We start from the raw sequence: 20,305 nt of genomic DNA, 5'->3' as shown, positions 1-20,305 counted from the left end.
TCGTGCTCTTCGTGGTTGAGCCTTCGTGACCTTCGTGATCTTCGTGGTTTAACTCTCGTGACCTTCGTGGTTGCTCCTCGCGATCTTCGTGGTTGCCGACGCCTCTCGAGGAAGGTCGAGGCCAACGATCGTCACCTGCCGGTTGTCGTCACCCTCGTCTTCCAGTCGCACTTCGACGGCGCCAGGAATCGGACGCGGTAGGCGATCGGCCCACTCGATCGCGATGATACCGTCTGGTGCGAGCGCATCGAGGCCGAGGTCGTCGACCTCGCCGGGCGATAGCCGGTACAGGTCGACGTGGTAGAGCGGAAGCTTCCCGCCACGGTATTCCTGGACGAGCGTGAAGGTGGGACTACTCACCTCCTCCGCTGGGACGCCGAGCCCCTCGGCGAGGCCGCGGACGAACGCCGTCTTGCCGGCCCCCAAGTCCCCGAACAGCAGGAGCACGCCGCCGGGCTCGAGGCGCGCCGCCAGCCGCGCCGCCAGGGCGATTGTCCCTGGCTCACTGATGGTGACCGTGCGGATCAGATGGGATCTCCTCGAGCCTCGTCTCGGCCGTCATGGCCGGCACCAGACTGCAGCTCCAACACGGCGTCGCCCAAGTGATCGAGGAGGTCCGAGGCGCTCATCGCCACCTCGCCACAGTCCGCCTGCGCAAGATCACCCGCGAGCCCGTGCACGTAAGCGGCCAGCCGAGCGGCCGCCTCCGGATCGAGAAGCTGCGCGAGCCATGCAGCGACAACACCGGTCAGGACATCGCCAGTGCCGCCGGTTGCCATACCTGGATTGCCCGTGACGTTGATGGACACGGCGCCGTCTGGCGACGCGACGAGCGTTCGGTGCCCCTTGAGAATCACATGAAGGTCGCGCTGCTCGGCGAGGGCACGAGCGGCGGCCACGCGGTCGGCCTGGACTTCGTTGGTCGGAGATCCCAGAAGACGCGCCATCTCCCCCGGGTGCGGCGTGATGATGATGTCCAGGCCATCGCGGGCGTGAAGGCGCAGCGGATCGGCCGCAAATGCGTTCAGCGCATCGGCGTCCAGTACCAAGGGGACGCCGGACTGCTCCAGGAGGCTTATCAGGAACGTCGTGATCGCGTCGCTCGTCCCAAGCCCTGGGCCGATGGCAATGACGTCGGCCGGTTGAGCCAAGACGATCTCGAGCGCTTCTGCGATGATGCGCCCCTCCTCGTCCTCCGGCAATGCGACCGTCATGTACTCGGGCGCCATGACGGCGAGCAGCGGCTGGCAAGAGCGCGGCGTGGCAATCGTCACGAGGCCGGCGCCCGACTTGATGGCTCCCATGGCCGCGAGATGCGCCGCGCCGGTCTTCCCCATCGAGCCTGCCACAATCAGGATGCGGCCGAAATCCCCCTTGTGCGCGTCCGGATCGCGCACCTCGACGTGGGCGCCCAGCATCTCCTGTGTGACGACCTCGAGGCGCGGTCCCTCGACGGCATCGATGACCGACGGAGGAATGCCAATGTCGGCCACGACGAGGTCACCGCAGTGGCGTGAGGCCGGTGGCAGCACATGCGCCGGTTTTGGGGCGCCCATCGTCACTGTGAGCGTGGCCTGCACGGCCTCGCCCATGACCATGTGGGCGTCGCTGGCCAAGCCGCTCGGCACGTCCACGGCCACGACCGGCACGCCGGAGGCGTTGAGGTCCGCGACGACCGTCTGCAGCACGCCGTGAAGCGGCGCCTTGAGGCCGGTCCCAAAGATCGCGTCCACGACGATGTCGGCGGCCAGTGCCTCGGAGGAGTGGAGCTCCCACGATTGCTCGTCGCCAACCTCGACGACCGACACTCCCAGCCTGCCGAGGATCTCCAGGTTGGCGCGAGCGTCGCCCGCGACATCCTGCACGCGGCCAATCAGGAACACCCCAACGTCGAGCACGCGGTCGAGGAGCGTGCGCGCTACCACGAACCCGTCACCGCCGTTGTTGCCACGGCCTGCGACCACCGCGACCCGCTTGTCGGCGAGCGGTTTGAACCACGCCTCCATGGCAGAGACGACCTGGCGACCGGCGTTCTCCATGAGCACCAGGGAGGGAATGCCAATCTCGTGGATCGTGTATCGGTCGGCCTCACGCATTTGCGTGGTGTTCAAGACGCGCATAGCGGGTAATCTACCATGCTCACCCAGGCCCTGCCGTCGCTTGCGGCTGCCATCCGAAGCGAGTACAACTGAGACAGGGTCCGCATCGACGAGGAGCATGCATGGCAGCCACGGTGAACATCGATGGACGCATCTGTAGCGAGCGTGAGGCCACGGTCTCGGTCTTCGACCACGGCCTGTTGTTTGGCGAGGGCGTCTACGAGACGCTGCGAACCTACGATGGCACACCGTTCCTCTTCGCGCAGCACCTCGCACGGCTCCGCCAGTCGGCCGAGCGGATCGCGCTTGTTCTGCCCTTTAGCGACGCCGAGCTTCTCGACCGTCTGCACGCGACCATGAGTGCGGCGGATCTTCCGGGAGAAGCGTACGTCCGGATTCTCTTGACGCGGGGCGTCGGCGACATCATGTACGATCCCCGAGCCTGCCCCTCCCCTACGCTCATCATCATCGTCAAGCCGTTCGTGGCGCCACCCGAGGTGACGTACCAACGCGGTGTGAAGATCTCCTTGGTGTCAGTGGTCCGCAATCACCCGGAAGCCCTCAACCCGCGCATCAAATCGAACAATCTAATCAACAACGCCCTGGCCATGCAGGAGGCATACAAGCACGGCGCCTTCGAAGCCCTGATGCTCAACTACAGGAGCGAGATCTCCGAGTGCGCCCAGAGCAACTTCTTCATCGTCCGCGACGGCGAGGTGCTCACGGCTCCGCTCGAAGCCGGGATCCTACCGGGCATCACGCGCGGGCTGGTGTTCGAGCTCGGCGAGCAGCTCAGTCTGCCGGTACGTGAGGCGACGTTGCGCTACACAGATCTCCCGGTGGCGGACGAAGCGTTCCTGACCAGCACGACACGTGAGATCGCACCGGTCGTCATGATCGATGATCTCACCATTGGAACAGGGCGCCCTGGGCCCATCACAACGCGACTTCTGTGGGCCTTTCGAGGTTCGAGGCTGGAGCTCGAAAGAGCGAGGTTAGAGGTTAGAGGTTAGAGGCTCATGTGAACTCTGCGCTCAGACCTCCTCATACTGCTCGACTGGTGGGCAGACGCACATCAGGTTGCGATCGCCATACGGGTTGTCGACGCGGCCGACCGGCGGCCAGACCTTCGAAGGCTTGACCCACGGCAGCGGAAAGGCCGCTTCTGCTCGAGTGTACGCGTGTGACCAGTCGTCCGAAGCCACGGCGGCTGCGGTGTGCGGCGCTTGCTTGAGCACATTGTCCTTTGGATCCGCCTGGCCATCGATGACCGCCTGGATCTCCTCACGAATCTGCAGCAACGCGTCGCAAAACCGATCCAGCTCTCCTCTCGGCTCGCTCTCGGTCGGCTCGATCATCAGCGTGCCGGGCACGGGGAATGAGACGGTCGGCGCGTGAAAACCGAAGTCCATGAGCCGCTTGGCCACATCTTGCTCGTCGATGCCGGAGGCGTGCTTGAGAGGCCGCAGGTCGAGAATCATCTCGTGCGCCACCCGATCACGGGCGCCCGTGTAAAGAATCGGGTACGCACGCTCGAGGCGCGCCTTCATGTAGTTGGCGTTGAGGATGGCGATTCGCGACGCGTCGGTCATCCCATCCGGGCCCAACATTCGCATATACGCATACGATATGAGAAGCACCAAAGCACTGCCCCACGGTGCCGCAGCGACGGCCTGAACCGCTCGCGCGCCGCCGCTCGGCACGATCGGATGCCCCGGTAAGTACGGTGCCAGATGCGACGCCACCGCGATCGGTCCCATCCCTGGCCCTCCCCCGCCGTGGGGGATGGCAAAGGTCTTGTGCAAATTGAGATGGCACACGTCGGCACCGATGAGCGCTGGGCTCGTCAGGCCGACCTGGGCGTTCATGTTGGCGCCGTCCATATAGACCTGCCCGCCGTGCTCGTGCACGACGGTGCAGATTTCTCTGATGCGCGTCTCGAACACCCCGTGCGTGGAAGGATAGGTAATCATGAGTGCGGCGAGCGAGGGCGCATGCTGCGCCGCCTTCTGGCGCAGATCATCGACATCGACGTTGCCACGCTCGTCGCAGGCGACCACGACAACGCGCATGCCGGCCATGACCGCGCTTGCTGGGTTCGTCCCGTGGGCAGACGAGGGAATCAGGACGACGTTGCGCTGTGAGTCACCGCGGTCGCCGTGCCAGGCGCGAATCACTAGGAGACCTGCCAGCTCGCCTTGAGCTCCAGAGTTCGGCTGCAACGACACGCCGGGGAGGCCTGTTATCTCTCGGATCATGCCCTCCAGCTCACGGAGCACCTGTGCATAGCCCTGCACCTGTTCGAGCGGAACGAAGGGATGCACGCGTCCGAGCTCTGGCCATGTGATCGGCAACATCTCCGATGCGGCATTGAGCTTCATCGTGCAGGAGCCGAGGGGAATCATCGACGTGTCCAGGCCGATGTCCTTGCGCTCGAGCCTGCGGATGTACCGCATCATCTCGGTCTCGGATCGATGCGCCGTGAATACCGGATGCGTCAGGTATCGGCTCGAGCGGGCGAGCGATGCCGGATAGCGCCGATCCTCTTCGGCCCGCCAAGGGGCCGGCCGTCGATCGTCGGCCAGCGCGGGCGCGGTCCCCGTGTGAGAGTCCGCAGAACCGGCATCAGGCGCAGACTGACCGAGCGCCTGCGCGAAGGCGCCCACGATTGCCGCGACATCGGCGGCACCGGTCGTCTCGTCCAGGCTGATGCCAACGTCACCGTCATCGAAGTAACGCAAGTTCATTCGCGTCTCGAGCGCCGCCTCCCGCACGCGGTCGAGCGGCAACCGGCCGCCGCTTGCGCCGCCCATTCGCAGCGTGTCGAAGAAGTCCGTATTCCGCTGCACACACCCGAGTGCGCGGAGCCCTTCCTCGAGCGTACAGGCGCGTCGGTGCACGCGATGAGCGATGTCGCGGAGTCCGTCAGGCCCGTGATACACGGCGTAGAAGGCGGCGATGTTCGCGAGCAAGGCTTGCGCCGTGCAGATGTTCGACGTGGCCTTGTCACGCCGGATGTGCTGCTCGCGCGTCTGTAGTGCCATGCGGTACGCCGGCTCGCCATGCGCGTCGACGGAGAGGCCAATGAGGCGCCCCGGCATCTGACGGACGTACGTGTCTCGGGTGGCGAAGAACGCCGCGTGCGGACCGCCGTAGCCAAGCGGCACGCCAAACCGCTGTGCCGACCCCACCACGACGTCTGCGCCCATCTCACCGGGCGGTACAAGCAGTGTGAGCGCCAGCAGGTCGGTCGCGACAGCAACGAGCACCCCCGCTTCATGCGCCTGCTCGATGATGGGCCGCAGATCTGTGGCGAGGCCGTTGCCGTCGGGGTACTGCAGCAACACGCCAAACACACGCTCATCGAGGTCGAGCTCCGATGTCGGCACCACACGCACGTCGAGGCCGAGCGGCTCGCCGCGGGCTTGGACGAGCGCGATGGTCTGCGGGAAACAGGTGTCGGCGACGAGGAAGAGGTTCGCATCCCTACGCGCCTGTACGCGTCGCAGCATCGTCATGGCTTCCGCTGCGGCGGAAGCCTCGTCCAACAGCGACGCATTGGCTACCCCCATGCCCGTCAGGTCGCTCACCATCGTCTGAAAGGTGAGCAGCGCCTCCAGCCGCCCCTGTGCGATCTCGGCCTGGTACGGCGTGTAAGGGGTGTACCAGCCGGGGTTCTCCAACACCATGCGCAGGATGACGCTCGGTGTGATCGTGTCGTAGTAACCGAGGCCGATGTACGAGCGAAAGACCTGATTGCGCGCCGCGATGTGTCGAAGGCGCTCCAAAAAGGCGAACTCAGACTCGGCGGGCGGCAGGTCGAGCGGACCAGCGCGACGAATATCAGGCGGAACGACCTCGTCTATCAGGGCATCGAGCGATGCGGCTCCAACGAGGCGGAGCATGTCGCGGCACTCATCGGGCCTGGGACCAAGGTGGCGCAGGGCAAACTCGTTCTTCAACGGGGTGGCCTCGGGGTCAGGGATCTACTCTTCCACCAATTCCGTGTAGCGCTCGCTGGAGAGGAGCGCGTCAGCCTCGTCGCCATTGGCGAGACGCAGCTTGATAATCCAGGTCTCATGCGGACTGGAGTTGATCCGTTCCGGATGCTGTTGCAGCTCGCCGTTGATCTCACTCACCTCACCGGCGACGGGAGAGAACAGCTCCGAGACCGCCTTCACTGATTCTATCGTGCCGAAGGCTTCGCCTTTGGCCACGGTGCGGCCCACCTCGGGCAGCTCGACGAACACGACGTCGCCCAGTTGCTGCTGGGCGTAGTCGGTAATGCCTACCTCCGCGTGGCCATCACCCAGGAGGCGCAGCCACTCATGGTCGTTGGTGTACTTCAAGTCAGCTGGATACATCAGCGTCCGCTCCTGGAGCGTTTGTAGAAGGGTAGCGGCACGACGCGAGCGGCGACTCGACGGCCGCGTACGTCCACTTCGAGCTCACGGTCCACGACAGCATCAGCCGCCGGTAGATACGCCATGCCGACAGCCTTCTTCAGGAAGGGAGTCTGCGTTCCACTGGTCACGACTCCCGCTTTCGTGCCGTTGAGATAGACCTCGTAGCCGTGTCGCGCGATGCCGCGGCCCAGCATCTCGAAGCCGACGAGCTTTCGCGGCACACCCTCGCTCTTCTGCGCGCGCAGACGGTCGGATCCGAGGAACTGCTCCTTCTGCCATCCAACGATCCAGCCAAGATCCGCCTCGAGCACCGTCGTGGTCTCGTCCATGTCCTGGCCATAGAGACGCATGGCCGCCTCGAGACGCAGCGTATCGCGCGCACCCAGGCCACACGGCCGGAGATCGACGCCAGCGCCCGCCTCGAGTACTGCGTTCCAAACGCGCTCTGCCGTGGCTGGGGGAACGAAGACCTCGAAGCCGTCCTCACCCGTGTAGCCCGTTCGAGAGATGAAGCCTCTCACGCCGGCAACCTCACCGTTGGCGTAGCGGTAGTACTTCAGACCAGCCAGCTCGACACCGGTCAGCGGTTGCAGAATCTCGGGCGCAGCGGGCCCCTGAAGCGCAACGAGGGCATAGCGGTTGCTCGTGTCGACGACGACGACATCACCGGCGTCGGTCGTGTGCTTGCGGATCCACGCGATGTCTTTCTCGATGTTGGCGGCGTTCAACACGAGCAGGAAGTGCTCGTCGGCCAGGCAATACACCAACAAGTCATCGACAAAGGTGCCTTCGGGCGTCGTAAGCGCCGAATATTGAATCTGGCCCGGGCTCAGGCGGCTGGCGTCGTTGCTGGTGAGGTATTGGAGTGCGGCCAGCGCGTCTCGGCCGGCAAGCTCGACTTCACCCATGTGGCTGACATCGAAGAGGCCCGCACGCGTCCGAACACTCATGTGCTCGTCGACGATACCCGTGTACTCGACAGGCATCTCCCACCCGCCGAAGGACATCATCCGAGCGCCGTGCGCGAGATGTCGGGCGTGGAGAGGCGTTTGCTTGAGTGAAGGGACCGGCTGCGTCATGGGTCAGGGTGCGCAGCTGGTGGTGACTCTCAGCATGGAGGCCGGCGTCCCTTGGAGGACCTTCCCCAGCGGCACAGCCCAAGAACGGTACTATGGCGCTCTTACAGGGTCAAGGCGCTCCTCCCCCACGGCAACCTCGCCTTGTGAATCGGCCGGCGAATCGGCGCCAACCGATTGTGGATCGTGGCCGTTGCTCGATTTCAGCGGGTACCGAAGGTAGGCCTGCAACGTGTGGTAGCTGATGTCGAGGATGCGGCAAGCTTGCCGCTTTCTCCCGCCGCAGCGCCTGAGCACGAGCCGTGCGTACCGGCTGCCCCACGCTCGCATGGTGTCGTCCGTTTCGTCCTTTGGTAGGAGCACCTCTCGATAGCGGCCGGTGATTCCAGGAGGAAGGTCGTCCAGCTCAATCACAGGGCCCTCGGCGAGAGCAACGGCGCGCTCGATTACACGCTCCACCTCGCGTACGTTGCCCGGCCACTCATAACCCAAGAGCGACTCGAGCGCCTCCGGCCCGATCTCCGCCGGTCCCAACGCTCGGTGGCGCTTGAGCAGAGCCGTGGCGAGATCGACGATGTCCTGGCGCCGCGTGCGGAGAGGTGGCACGTAGATCTCGAGGGAGTTCAGTCGATAAAAGAGATCCAGTCTGAAGCGCCCTTCCGAGACGAGCTGCAGGAGATTGCGATTGGTCGCGGCAATGAGGCGAATGTCGACCGTGCGAGTCCCGTGGCTACCCACCCGCTCCACGGACATTTCTTGCAGCGCGCGGAGCAGCTTGGCCTGGGCACGGGGCGTCAGATCCGTGACTTCGTCGAGAAACAACGTGCCACCATCGGCGTGCTCGAACTTGCCGCGCCGCCCCTTGACGCCGGTGGCCGTCCGCTCCTCGATGCCGAAGAGCTCCGCCTCCACCAGCGTGTCGACCAACGCGGCGCAGTTGACGGCGACAAACGGCCCACGTCTCCGGCGGCTCAATGCATGGATGCGGCGCGCGACCAGCTCCTTGCCCACACCGCTCTCCCCCTCGATCAGCACGGCAAAGTCGGTCCGCGCGACCCGCGCCACACGATCGAGCAGGAGCCGAAAGGCAGGGCTCGACCCGATGAGCTCTGGCACTTGCATGGGTGGACACAACAGGGAGGGTATGCGTAACGTGCCCGTGCGCCACCGATCCAGCTCCACGACGAATCCCGCGGCCAGGACACCTTGCTGCAAAATCGCCATCTGACGCGGTCCAAAGCCTGCGCCGTCACGGGGCACCGCCTCGAGCACCACCCCCGGCATGACCTCGAAGAGCACCCCATGCTCAGGCGGTGCGGGCGACGCCCCGCCAGGTGCGAGTGTGCCCTCGCGGATGTGCGCCCAGGCCGCGTCGGCCATGTGCGTCAGCGCCGCCTCGAACTGCGCCCGCAATAGCCCGCCTGGCATCGTCCGCCACGCCGTCGACAGTGCCGTCCAGACCTCGAGCTCTGACTGATCGCCCGCGCCTGAATTGACTCCTACGTCCAAGGTTCTGGTCATCGAAGATCTCCGGTGGTCGCCGTCATTGCGACCACCGTGTGACAAGTGGGATGCCACGGGCTCTCGTGATGGCTCAAATGGGACGCGTGGGTGATTGCTGGTATGTTTTGCAACGTCTCCGCTCCTCCGCGATACTTACTTCCCCCATTCCTCGCAGGATTCTCAGCCAGAAGCTGGGAAGCATGTTCCCGCCCTGGGCAGCCAGTTCTCCCTCCTACGCACGAGGTGGCGGAAACAGCAGCAGTCCTTCGTACAAAGGTGGCCTCCCCTGCCGCACCTCGATTAGCTCACTGCGCAGAATTTGCGCCGTGTTGTCGTCGCCGACCGTCCGCTCGTTCGAACGGACCCTGACGACCGTGCCCGGTGCGAGCGGCCATTCCGTCCATATGCGACCTCTCCCGGCCGACCGTTCGACCAGCCAGCCCATGCCGCCGGGGACGAGCTCCACTTCGACCAACGGCGCCGCGCTATCCGGATCCTCGGTGCCCAGCCCAGCGTTGCCCACGAGGGGACGAGCCCCGTTCACCTCGCCTGCCACACGCCCCTCACGCGATCGAATTGCAAGACGCGAATGCGCCCCGTCGCACCCAAGACACGGACCGCATACTGCTCCTGGTCCGAGCCGCAGACGTAGATGGTCCCGGGCGTACTGGTCCCGCGCGCAGAAAACGACGCCACGTCCGAGCTGCCGAAACGGACGGGATTGGCTCCCGCAGGAAGCGAAGGCGCGTCATCAATTCCTGGCAGAGCGGTGGCAACGGCGAAGCGCGCGCCCGGAACAAGCTCATCGAGACGAACCGGCGTGCCTACACGGTGGTCCATGCCAGTGTCCAGATCCTCCGTGCGAAGACCATTGCCGTTTCGATCCAAGACTCGTTCCATGCGAATCGTGCTCGCCGTCCGATCGAACCGCACACCGGCCGAACGGCCGCTGCTGAGGGCCTGTGCCCGTGACCACGCGAGCCACGCCGCCACCTGTCGTGCGCCTGCTTCCCCCCGCACGCGCCCGAGACCAGCATCGAGCCTGGCCATCGCCGGCAGCGCCACGACTGCGACAAGGCTGGTCGCGACCAGGAGCTCCAGCAGCGAGAAGCCAGGATCGGCCACGAGCGAACGGTCTGTCGTTCGTGGGTAGGCAGTGGTCACAGACGTGTCCCCTTGGCTTGGCGTGCAGGGGCGCCGGGTGTGACCGTGATTAGCGGTTTCAGCCGCAAGAAGCTCTTCTCGCCGATGCCGCGGATGTTCATGAGATCCTCGACTTTCTTGAAGGGCCCGTGCTTCTGACGGTACTCGACGATGCGTGCGGCGGTGCTGACGCCAATACCAGGCAGCTCCTGGAGTTGCGCGGCCGACGCGGTATTCACGTTGAGGACGCGAGCCTTCTTCGACGGCTGCGGGGACGGCTTCTCACGCGAGGCTTGTGCGTGCAGAATGGGTCCGCAAAGAACCAACATGAGGCCAGCGGCGAGAAGCCAGGGACGCGAGATCGTGGTTCGCATATCACCCTCCTCCTGATGTCCTAGCGTTACGACCAAACCACGGGGCACCGGCTGGCCGGAACCAAGGAGTCAGGTCGTCCCCTTGATCGCCGCGGCAGAAGCCCGCGCCCCGCTCGCCCCTGGTCACGCAAGGGACGGGCCAGGCGACGCGCTGAAAGCGGCGCTGCGCCAAGTCATTGAGCCGGCAGCAGATCAGGACAACAGACGAAGGAAGTGTGCTTCGCGGGTCAACGCTCTCTCGCGCGAGCGCAGCCTACGGTTGGCGCTATGCCGGGATCCAGGGCCGGGGCCAGGTACCAGTGTTTGCGGGTTGTGGAGGCGCGCGAACGAGGCAGACGGGACACGTGCAGCCAGAATGGCCGCGTCACGCTCCGGGCAACTCGTGCACCGGTTGATTGTGCTGCGCCCAGTCGATTGTGCGCTGGAGACCTTCCTCCAAACCGACGAGGGGAGCGTAGGCAAGGAGCGTTCGGGCGCGCGTGAGATCGGCTTGAGAGTCGCGCACGTCGCCCGCTCGAGGGTCGCCGTACACCGGTTCGGCGCCTTCGGCGCCGGTAAGCGACCGCACGACCTGGAAGAGCCGGTTCAGCGAGATCCGCTCACCTGTGGCGACGTTGATGACCTGTCCGCGTGCCTCGGGAGCGTCGCACGCGCGGAGCACGCCGTCGACCACATTGGCGACGTACGTGAAGTCGCGGGTCTGCTCGCCGTCTCCATAAATCGTCGGGCGGCCACGGTTGCGCAGCGCTTTGACGAAGAGCGAAATTACCCCGGAGTACGGCGACGAGGGATCCTGACGCGGGCCAAACACGTTGAAGTAGCGGATGGTCACCGTCTCGAGGTCATAGAGCTCGGTGAACATCGCTGCATACTGCTCACCGACGAGCTTCTGCAAGGCATAGGGCGACAGCGGATGGGTGGGCATCTCCTCACGCTTGGGCAACGTGTCCGTGTTTCCATACGCCGACGACGACCCCGCATAGACCACGCGTCGAACGCCAGCATCACGTGCGGCCACGAGTACGTTCAGGGTGGCATCGACGTTGGCGCGGTGCGAGGTGATGGGGTCGGTTACCGAACGCGGCACCGAGGGAATTGCCGCCTGATGCAGCACGATGTCTGCGCCCGTCACCGCTTGCCGTGCAACGTCGAGCCGTGCGAGGTCGCCTTCGAGAAGCTCTACACCCGAGAGATGCGCGAGATTCTCACGCCTCCCCGTACTGAGATTGTCCACCACGCGCACGCGCTCGCCGCGGCGCACCAACTCCTCGACCAGGTGCGAGCCAATGAAGCCAGCACCCCCTGTGACGACGTAGATGCCCATGGAAATTCAAGAGGTATGAATAAGGTCGCAGTGGTCCAGTAAGCCGAATTCTGTTCCGCGCCCACCTCCCGGCGAGCTCGGTGGTGATCATTCCTCTCGGACCGTCATCGCTGACGGTCTCTAGCGACCTACCCGGAGGCTTCGAGCGGGCAGCCCTCCCGGCGAGCTCCGTGCGCGGTGACCCGCCTTCGCGCGCGAGGCGCGCTACGGCGAGACAAGCCCGCGCCGGCCCGCCAGCGCCCCCCTATTTGGTCTTGCTCCGCGTGGGGTTTAGCCTGCCACACCCCTCACGGGGTGCGCGGTGCGCTCTTACCGCACCTTTTCACCCTTACTCGCCTCCGCGCGCTACGCGCGCTATGGCGAAGCAAGCTCCCCGACCACCGGGCTGCGCTGCCCAACAGCCTCAGGGGCTTGCCTCGCCATAGCGCGCGTAGCGCGCGAAGGCGGGCGGTATGTTTTCTGTGCCACTTTCCTTCAGGTCACCCTGACTGGGCGTTAGCCAGCACGCTGCCCTCTGGAGTTCGGACTTTCCTCCGCTACCGGCGCCCATCGCGGGCGCCGCCCGCGGCGATCACCTCGGACCACTACGGCACATGTTGAATTCTACCACTCTCGTCCACAGGTCGTCGGCCGGTCCTTAGCTCACGGCGCGATCACCCACGCACAACACCGAACCGCTGGTCGGGTGCGTCATGTATTGCGTAGTTGGCAGTGTCGTATTACACTGGGGCAGTGAAACACTGTTGGGAAGGTGTGCCGTGAAGAAGAGTCTCACCGTCAGGCTGCCGGAAGCGCTCGTCGCCGACATCGAAGCCGAGTCCCGTGGGCGGAAGGTTTCGAAGTCCGATGTCGTTCGCGAGCGCCTCACGTCGCGCGGTGATTCGCGCTCCGGACGCCCCGCGATCGATGCCATTGCTGATCTGATTGGCTCGGTCGACGGGCTCCCTCGCGATCTGAGCGCGCGCCGGAAGGAATATCTTCACAAGACCGACTATGGCCGGAAGCGTGGTCGTTGACGCCGGCTTTCTCGTTGCGCTGCTGAGCCATCGCGATGGATACCACCGCTGGGCCGCGGCCCAAGCGGAGCGCTTTCCGCCGCCGTGGCACACGAGCGAGGCCGTGCTTTCAGAGACGTTTCACCTGTTGGAGTCTCGCGGTGAGTCTGCACTCGTTGCTCTTCTCCGCCGCCGGGCGCTCCTCGCCGCCTTCGACCTCAACGACGACCTCGAGCGACCGCTGAGGCTGATGGAGAAGTACGCGGACGTACCGATGAGCCTGGCGGATGCGTGCCTCGTGCGCATGACGGAGACCTTGGCGGACGTGGTACTGCTCACCACCGATAGGGATTTCCGCGTCTATCGTCGTCATGGGCGGCAAGCCGTGCCGTGCATCCTGCCGGTCGGACGGCAGCGCGCCCAGTGAACAGCAGTGCCCGTCAGTCCCCGGTTGGTGTCACCTGCTCTTGTGCAGCAATCCAGCGATCGATCTTCGCTTCCAACACATCGAGCGGCAACGACCCATCTTCGAGCGCGGCGGCGTGGAATGCCTTGATGTCGAAGCGGTCTGTAAGCGCCTGTTCGGCCCGCCTGCGCAGCTCTTGCAGCTTGAGCTCGCCGATCTTGTACGCCAACGCCTGCCCCGGGATGGCAATGTAGCGCTCCGCCTCGGCAACCGCTTGCGTCTTGCTCGTCGCAGAGTTGTCGATCATGTATTCGATCACCTGCTCGCGCGTCCAGTCCTGGTCGTGCAAGCCGGTGTCCACGACGAGGCGGATGGCACGCCAGAGCTCCGCCTGCAAGCGGCCGAAGTACTGATACTGATCGGTGTAGATGCCCAGCTCCTTGCCGAGTGACTCGGCGTACAGCCCCCAGCCCTCGACAAACGCGGTCTCGATTCCAAAGCGGCGAAACCGCGGCAGGTCGGCCAGCTCCTGCTGCAAGGCGATCTGGAAGTGGTGGCCCGGGATCGCCTCGTGCAGGAACAGATTCTCCATATCCCATGTCTTCCGCGTCGGCAGGTCATACGTGTTGACATAGAAGATGCCTGGGCGCGACCCGTCCTCGCTTGGCTGCTGATACTCGCCCCCGGCGGCCGAGGCGGCGCGAAACGGCTCGACGGGACGGATCTCGAACGACGCCTTCGGGAGCAGGGAGAACAACCGCGGCACACCGGCCTCGACGCGTGCCCTGAGGCCGTTGTACGCCTTCAGTAGCGCGTTCTCGCTGGCGAATCGAAACTGTCGGTCGGTGGTCATGAACTCGAAGAAGGCCGCGAGATCGCCTTTGAAGCCCACCTGCTGCATCACCTGCTTCATTTCACCGTGGATGCGCGCCACCTCCTTCAGGCCGATGCGATGGATCTCGGCCGGTGTGAGATCGGTCGTCGTCGAGCGCTTGGCGTTGAAGGCATACCAGGCGTCGCCGTCTGGGAGGGCAGACAGCGCCACGGTGTCGCGACACGCGGGAAGGTATTCGTCCTCAATGAAGCTACGCAGGCGCCGATAGGCAGGCACCACGTGCTCGCCGATCATCGCGCGGTAGGCGCTGGTGAGACGCTTCCCGTCGGCGTCACCAAACTCTGGCGGCATGCGCGCGATTGGCCCCCAGAAGTCCGTGTCCTCCGGCTCGTCCGCAATGATGGCGTCGAGCTGCGGCACGACCTTCTGCATCAACACCTTGGGCTGCACGACGCCGCGCGCCATCCCCTCGCGCATGTTGGCGATTGCCTGATCGAAGAGGTTGGGCAAGCGTTGGGCACGCTGGAGCCAGTTGTCATAATCGCCGACCTCCCTGAACGGCTGGGCGCCCGTGCCAGAGCCCAACTGCACGGCCAGGCTGGCCACGCTGTAGAACTGATTGATCGGCTGCATCCAGTCGGGGAAGCGCTCCGTCTCGAGCTCTCGCTCGAGATTGCGCACGAAGATGTCATAGCTCAGGCGCGCCTGCTCATCGAGCGTCCGGCCGTCGAGGGCCTGCGCGCGCTTCAGCCATCCCGCGTTGAAGTCGTGCATCCGCTTCCGAAAATCGGCGGCCAGGAAGTTCGGCAACTGATCGTTGTAACGGGTGTCGCCGATGAAGGTCGCCTGGATTGGATCGAGCCGAAGCAATTCCTCCCAATACTCAGCGTAGAACTTGTCGAGCTCGGCCGCGGCCTGAGCCAGGTCGCCCTCGGTTGCCGACGACCGAGCGGAATCGGAGGCTTCTTGACGGCAACCAAGAAGGGAAACAACGAGCGCGAGAGCCATCAGGATGCGATTCATGAATTTTCCTCAATTGCCGTAGCACAGAGCCTATCGCGGACGCGCGCGGCAGAACCACGAAGGTCGCGAAGAAGAGAATTCAACTTGGTTTTCTTCGTGCTCTTCGTGTTCTTCGTGGTTGAATCTTCGTGTCTTCGTGGTTGATCCTTCGTGCCTTCGTGGTCTCCCTAGCCGTCGCGCTCCTGGCTGATCTGGTACTGTTCAAGCTTCTTGTACAAGTTGCTGCGGGGCGTCCCAATGACCTCGGCGGTCTTGGAAATGTTCCAGTTGTTGTCGCGGAGCCGCTCGACCAGGAACGCACGTTCCGCCTGCTCCTTGAACTCCTTGAGGGTCGACGGCCGTGACGGCTCCGGCGCGGGAGGCGGCATGGCATCTCCTGAGCTAGACGCGTCCGGCGCCACTCGGTCGTCGATTGACGTGCCTGCCGGGGCTGGAGCGGCGCGATCCGCTCCAGAGAGACCGCTTGCGGCAGTTCCCGGCGCGCGCTCCAGCCCACCGGTTGGCGCCTGCGGCTCAGCGGCCGAAGGGCCGAGGCGCGTCTCGAGCCTGAGGATCTCCCGTAGCTCCGCCTCATCGATGCTCTCGCCCCGCGACATGATCAGGGCGCGCTCGACGGTGTTCCTGAGCTCCCTGATGTTGCCCTTCCAGCGCTGGTGCTGCAGGAGCGCCATGGCCGGCGGTGTGAAGCGCTTCGCCCGAAAGCTGGCACCTTCACGTGCGAACAAGTCCATGAAGTGGCGCACGAGCGAGGGGATATCCTCTGCGCGCTCGCGGAGCGGTGGCACTGAAATCGGGATGACGCTCAGCCGAAAGTAGAGGTCCTCGCGGAACGTGCCTCGTGCAATCTCCTCCTCGAGCCGCTTGTTCGTCGCAGCAATCACACGCACGTCGACCTTGAAGGTCTTGGCGGAGCCGATTCGCTCCACCTCACCCTCTTGCAGGACGCGCAGCACCTTGGCCTGGGTCTTCGGGCTCATGTCTCCGACTTCATCCAAGAAGATCGTGCCGCGGTCCGCCTGCTCGAACTTCCCGAGCTGCTTGTCGGAAGCACCGGTGAAGGAGCCTTTCTCGTGACCGAAGAGCTCGGATTCGATCAGCTCCTCCGGAATCGCTGCACAGTTGACTTGGACGAAGCGCTCCTTCGCGCGCTGACTGTTGCGATGGATGGCACGAGCGACGAGCTCCTTACCGACGCCGCTCTCGCCGAGGATGAGCACCGTTGCGTTGGTCGGCGCCGCACGCGCCACATCGTCCAGGACCCGCCTGAGCGCCGGGCTGTCACCCGTGATCCGATACTTGGCCTCGGCGTCCTGTCGCAGGCGCCCGACCTCGGTCTTGAGACGGCTCGCATCGATGGCATTGCGCACGGTGACGAGGACGCGCTCGCTGGCGAGCGGCTTCTCGATGAAGTCGAACGCACCAAGCTTGGTGGCGGTGACGGCATCGCTGATCGTCGCATGGCCGGAGATCATCACGACCGGCACCCCTTCGTCCAGGCTTCGGATGCGGCCGAGCACCTCGAGCCCATCCATGCCAGGCATCTTGATATCCAGGAAGACGAGATCCGGCATGGCGCGCTCCATCAGGGCGAGCGCCTCTTGGCCGGTCGCCGCCACGAGACAGTCGTAGCCTTCGTATTCGAGGATCATCCGCATCATGTCGCGGATGGCAGCTTCATCGTCGATGACTAGGATGCGTGGCTTCATGGATGATGGAAGTTGTGAGTTGTGAGTTATGCGTTGTGAGTTTAGGTCGGGCCGCCTCGCCGAGGCGGCCGTGACGGCGCGGGAGGCCGACGCACCCTACCATCGCAGAGAGTGCTGAGCTCAAACACTTACAACTCATCACTCCTCATGTCGCAGCAGTTGCAAGAACGCCGGCTCGTCGAGCGTGGCGACACCGAGCTCGCGCGCCTTCTCCAGCTTACTGCCTGGCGAGTCGCCGGCGACCACGAAGGCGGTCTTTCGGCTTACTGAGCCCACGACTTTGCCGCCGAGCCGTGCGATCGCCTCCTCTGCTGCCTCTCGCGACATCGACGTAAGCGTGCCGGTCAGCACGAACGTCTTGCCCTCCAGTGTATGCGACACTGCCGGCGTCAACGGCGCCACCGTTGCCGATCCCATGTTGACCCCGGCGGCCTGCAAGCGGTCGATGAGGTCACGATTATGCGGCTCGGCAAAGAACTCGCGGATGGCCGCCGCAACCACCGGGCCCACATCACCGACATCCTGCAACGCTTCGAGACTGGCTGCCGCGAGCCGCTCCATGGTTTGAAAGCTGGTCGCGAGCGCCTGCGCGCCGCGCTCCCCGACATGACGGATCCCCAGAGCATAGACGACCCGCCAGAGGTCGACGCCCTTGCTGCCCTCAATCTCGTTCAGCAAGCTGCGGGCCGACTTCTCACCAAAGCGGCGCTCTTCCTGGCGAAGCTCCCATTCCGGCTCACCGCCCGCTTCGCCCCTCGACTCCGCTCGTCCCTCGACTTCGCTCGGGACGACCCTGAGCCTGTCGAAGGGTCGGGGCGACCCTGAGCTTGCCGAAGGGTCGCGCGGCGGTGTCTTCCGCCGCACCGCGGCAACGAACCGCAGGCCCGTGAGGGTTTGGAGGTCGAGGCGATAGAGATCGGCCACGTTGGTGACGATCTGGTCGCCGGTCAGCTTTTCGATGAGCGCCGGCCCCAAGCCTTCGATGTTCATCGCGCGACGCGACGCGAAGTGCTCGAGGCTGCGCCGCAGGCGCGCGGGACAGGAGGTGTTGGGACATCGCCAGACCGCTTCGCCCTCAGGGCGCACGAGGCGGCTCTCGCACGACGGACAGACGCTGGGAAAGACGTAAGGCTGAGGGGCATCTGCGCCTTCCGGCCGCACGCTCACGATCGGCTTGACGATCTTTGGAATCACGTCCCCGCTGCGCTCGACCAGCACCATATCGCCAGGTCGGATGTCCTTGCGCTTGATTTCCTCCTCGTTGTGTAGCGTGGCGAACGTGATGGTCGCCCCGCCGAGCGCGACCGGCTCGAGCACGCCGACCGGCGTGACGGCGCCCGTGCGTCCGACGTTCACGTCGATGCGAATGAGCTTGGTGGTCGCCTGCTGCGCCGGGAACTTGAATGCGGTCGCCCAACGCGGAAACTTCGCCGTCGCCCCCAGGCGGAGACGCATCTCCAGCTCGTCGACCTTGATCACCACCCCATCGGTCTCGAACGGGAGCGTGTGGCGCTGGTCGGCCCACAGGCGGCAGTGGGCCACGAGCTCCTCGACGTCAGCGCAAACCCGCCAGTGGGGCTCAACGGGAACGCTCCAGCGACCGAGTTGCTCGAGGGTCTCGACGTGCGTCCGCGAGAGCGGCGGATCCTCTGGCGTCGCGGGCGCCCTCACGACCTGGTAGAAATAGGCGCCGAGACGCCGCCTGGCCACGAGCGCCGGATCGAGGTTGCGCATGGTGCCGGCGGCGGCGTTGCGAGGGTTGGCAAACGGGGGCTCGTCGGCTTCCAGCCGCTGCTCGTTGACCCGCGCGAACTCGGCCAGAGGCAGATACACTTCGCCGCGCACCTCGAAGCGACCGGGCTGAGGGTCGCGGAGCACCAGCGGCACCGCACGAATGGTGCGGACGTTGGCCGTGACGACCTCGCCACGGATCCCATCGCCGCGGGTCACGCCGCGTACCAGCCGGCCGTCTTCATAGGTGAGCGCAATGCTGAGACCGTCGATCTTGAGCTCCGCGACATAGCTGTACGACGCCTCTGGACCCAAGGCACGACGCAGGCGCTCGTCGAACGCTCGGAGCTCGGCTTCGTCGTAGGTGTTGTCGAGGCTGAGCATCGGTGCGACGTGCTCGGCGGTCTCGAAGCCTTCGAGCGCACGTCCGCCGACGCGCTGGGTCGGCGAATCCGGCGTGACGCGCTCTGGGCTCGCCCGCTCGAGCGCTTTCAGCTCGTCCACCAACGCATCGAACTCGGCGTCAGAGATGTCCGGATCGTTGTGGATGTAGTACCGCTCTTCGTGGTAGCGAATGAGCCTGCGGAGCTCGTCGATGCGATCTTGCGGTGGAGAGGAGGGAGGAAAGATGCGTGTCATCTTTCTCTTTCTCCATTCAGCGGTCCCTGGCAAGCACGTAGTCGACGAGCCCGGTCAAGGCTTCCCGCTCGCGTGACGGCTCGAACGCGCGGAGCTGCTGCTTGGCACGAAACGCATACTCGCGCGCCAGGTCGATCGCCCCGTCGAGCGCGGTGTGCTCGCGAAGCAGCGTCATGAGCCGCCTCCAGGCGTCCGGCGTGAGGCGACGCTCGCGCATGGCCTCATCCACGAAGGCGCGCGCGTCATCACCACCACGCCTCAGCAACGTGATGATGGGCAGCGTGACCTTCCCTTCGCGGAGATCGCCGCCGACAGGCTTGCCGAGGACGGTCTCGTCGGCCGTATAGTCCAACAGATCGTCGACGAGCTGAAAGGCAACACCGAGATTGAACCCGTAGTCCCACAACGCCTGTTCTTGCGCCGGCGAGAGCCTGCCGAGCATGCCGCCGATCTTCGCGCACCCGGCGAACAAATAGGCGGTCTTGCGCCGGATGATCTCGAGATATTCCTCCTCGGTGATGTCGATGTTCCCCGTCCGGGTCAATTGAAAGAGCTCACCCTCGATCATGCGGAGCGTGACGTCGCACAAGAGCCGAATCACCTCGATGCGGTCGTGCGTGAGGGCGAGCGCCATCGACTTGATATAGAGGTAGTCGCCGAGCAAAACGGTGATGTCGTTGCCCCAGCGCGAGTGCACGGCAAGCCGGCCGCGCCGCACCTCGGCCTCGTCGATGATGTCATCGTGGACCAGCGTCGCGGTGTGGATGAACTCGACGACGGAGGCGTAGGTGATGCCGCGATCGCCGTCGTAGCCGGCGAGCCGCGCAGCCATCAGCAGCACGGCGGGGCGGATGCGCTTGCCGCCACTCGACTGGATATAGCGCCCCATCTCCGGAATCAGCTCCACGCGTGATTCGATCTGGTGAACGAACTCTCGTTCGACACGTTCGAGCTGCTCCCGGACCGGCTCGAAGAGCTGGCCGAGATCGAGAGGCAAAGACGATGGCTGCTGCACGGGACCGCTCACAAAAACCTCTGCATAGTA

The 20,305-nt window shown here is 64.9% G+C and carries 17 protein-coding genes and 1 other RNA gene; 3 read left to right on the top strand and 15 right to left on the bottom strand.

Annotated elements, in window-relative coordinates; translation table 11 throughout:
- Positions 1 to 48: 48 nt before the first annotated feature.
- On the bottom strand, positions 49 to 528 hold the full coding sequence (gene tsaE / locus GEV06_17040) for a tRNA (adenosine(37)-N6)-threonylcarbamoyltransferase complex ATPase subunit type 1 TsaE (protein ID MPZ19604.1): 480 nt from the start codon (positions 526 to 528) through the stop codon (positions 49 to 51).
- Entirely contained in the window at positions 525 to 2,219 is a 1,695-nt protein-coding gene (locus GEV06_17035; protein MPZ19603.1) for an NAD(P)H-hydrate dehydratase, read from the bottom strand. Before GEV06_17035 ends, tsaE begins: the two co-directional genes overlap by 4 nt.
- Before the next feature lie 2 nt (positions 2,220 to 2,221).
- Between GEV06_17035 and GEV06_17030 the strand changes: the two genes are divergently transcribed.
- Positions 2,222 to 3,112 carry a branched-chain amino acid aminotransferase gene (locus GEV06_17030; protein MPZ19602.1) on the top strand — a complete coding sequence of 297 codons (891 nt, stop codon included), beginning with the start codon at positions 2,222 to 2,224 and terminating at the stop codon, positions 3,110 to 3,112.
- Between the two features lie 21 nt (positions 3,113 to 3,133).
- On the opposite strand, the gene gcvP is transcribed toward GEV06_17030, so the two are convergent.
- The 9 genes from gcvP to rnpB form a co-directional block, all read right to left on the bottom strand.
- On the bottom strand, positions 3,134 to 6,061 hold the full coding sequence (gene gcvP, locus GEV06_17025; GenBank protein MPZ19601.1) for an aminomethyl-transferring glycine dehydrogenase: 2,928 nt from the start codon (positions 6,059 to 6,061) through the stop codon (positions 3,134 to 3,136).
- 24 nt (positions 6,062 to 6,085) lie between these two features.
- Positions 6,086 to 6,466 carry a glycine cleavage system protein GcvH gene (gene gcvH / locus GEV06_17020; GenBank protein ID MPZ19600.1) on the bottom strand — a complete coding sequence of 127 codons (381 nt, stop codon included), beginning with the start codon at positions 6,464 to 6,466 and terminating at the stop codon, positions 6,086 to 6,088.
- A complete protein-coding gene (gene gcvT, locus GEV06_17015; protein ID MPZ19599.1) occupies positions 6,463 to 7,584 on the bottom strand; it encodes a glycine cleavage system aminomethyltransferase GcvT in 1,122 nt (373 codons plus the stop codon). The genes gcvH and gcvT overlap by 4 nt, the downstream gene beginning before the upstream one ends.
- 90 nt (positions 7,585 to 7,674) lie before the next feature.
- The gene (locus tag GEV06_17010) at positions 7,675 to 9,102 is read right to left on the bottom strand and encodes an AAA domain-containing protein (protein ID MPZ19598.1); all 1,428 of its coding nucleotides are present in this window, start codon (positions 9,100 to 9,102) and stop codon (positions 7,675 to 7,677) included.
- A 214-nt stretch (positions 9,103 to 9,316) separates the two neighbouring features.
- Positions 9,317 to 9,640, bottom strand: a complete 324-nt coding sequence (locus GEV06_17005) for a hypothetical protein (GenBank protein ID MPZ19597.1) — start codon at positions 9,638 to 9,640, stop codon at positions 9,317 to 9,319.
- Positions 9,625 to 10,248, bottom strand: a complete 624-nt coding sequence (locus GEV06_17000) for a prepilin-type N-terminal cleavage/methylation domain-containing protein (GenBank protein ID MPZ19596.1) — start codon at positions 10,246 to 10,248, stop codon at positions 9,625 to 9,627. Before GEV06_17000 ends, GEV06_17005 begins: the two co-directional genes overlap by 16 nt.
- Positions 10,245 to 10,601 carry a hypothetical protein gene (locus GEV06_16995; GenBank protein MPZ19595.1) on the bottom strand — a complete coding sequence of 119 codons (357 nt, stop codon included), beginning with the start codon at positions 10,599 to 10,601 and terminating at the stop codon, positions 10,245 to 10,247. The genes GEV06_17000 and GEV06_16995 overlap by 4 nt, the downstream gene beginning before the upstream one ends.
- Before the next feature lie 364 nt (positions 10,602 to 10,965).
- Positions 10,966 to 11,925: an NAD-dependent epimerase/dehydratase family protein gene (locus tag GEV06_16990; protein MPZ19594.1), complete on the bottom strand. Its 960-nt coding sequence runs from the start codon at positions 11,923 to 11,925 to the stop codon at positions 10,966 to 10,968.
- Positions 11,926 to 11,948: 23 nt separating this feature from the next.
- Positions 11,949 to 12,513: RNase P RNA component class A (gene rnpB / locus GEV06_16985), an RNA gene on the bottom strand.
- A 170-nt stretch (positions 12,514 to 12,683) separates the two neighbouring features.
- Between rnpB and GEV06_16980 the strand changes: the two genes are divergently transcribed.
- Together GEV06_16980 and GEV06_16975 are read left to right on the top strand one after the other, a co-directional pair.
- Positions 12,684 to 12,941, top strand: coding sequence for a ribbon-helix-helix protein, CopG family (locus tag GEV06_16980; protein ID MPZ19593.1), 258 nt, complete (start codon positions 12,684 to 12,686; stop codon positions 12,939 to 12,941).
- Entirely contained in the window at positions 12,919 to 13,347 is a 429-nt protein-coding gene (locus GEV06_16975; GenBank protein ID MPZ19592.1) for a PIN domain-containing protein, read from the top strand. The genes GEV06_16980 and GEV06_16975 overlap by 23 nt, the downstream gene beginning before the upstream one ends.
- A gap of 13 nt (positions 13,348 to 13,360) precedes the next feature.
- Here the strand turns inward: GEV06_16975 and GEV06_16970 are convergent, their stop codons facing one another.
- The 4 genes from GEV06_16970 to GEV06_16955 form a co-directional block, all read right to left on the bottom strand.
- The gene (locus GEV06_16970) at positions 13,361 to 15,184 is read right to left on the bottom strand and encodes a DUF885 family protein (GenBank protein ID MPZ19591.1); all 1,824 of its coding nucleotides are present in this window, start codon (positions 15,182 to 15,184) and stop codon (positions 13,361 to 13,363) included.
- Between the two features lie 167 nt (positions 15,185 to 15,351).
- Positions 15,352 to 16,890: a response regulator gene (locus tag GEV06_16965; protein ID MPZ19590.1), complete on the bottom strand. Its 1,539-nt coding sequence runs from the start codon at positions 16,888 to 16,890 to the stop codon at positions 15,352 to 15,354.
- 138 nt (positions 16,891 to 17,028) lie between these two features.
- On the bottom strand, positions 17,029 to 19,260 hold the full coding sequence (ligA, locus tag GEV06_16960; GenBank protein MPZ19589.1) for an NAD-dependent DNA ligase LigA: 2,232 nt from the start codon (positions 19,258 to 19,260) through the stop codon (positions 17,029 to 17,031).
- A 16-nt stretch (positions 19,261 to 19,276) separates the two neighbouring features.
- Positions 19,277 to 20,287, bottom strand: coding sequence for a hypothetical protein (locus GEV06_16955; protein MPZ19588.1), 1,011 nt, complete (start codon positions 20,285 to 20,287; stop codon positions 19,277 to 19,279).
- Positions 20,288 to 20,305: the final 18 nt, after the last annotated feature.

The organism is Luteitalea sp., assembly GCA_009377605.1.
Taxonomy (GTDB): Bacteria; Acidobacteriota; Vicinamibacteria; order Vicinamibacterales; family Vicinamibacteraceae; genus WHTT01.
The sequence above is the reverse complement of the archived record's forward strand: the minus strand, read 5'-3'. Positions and strand labels throughout refer to the sequence as shown.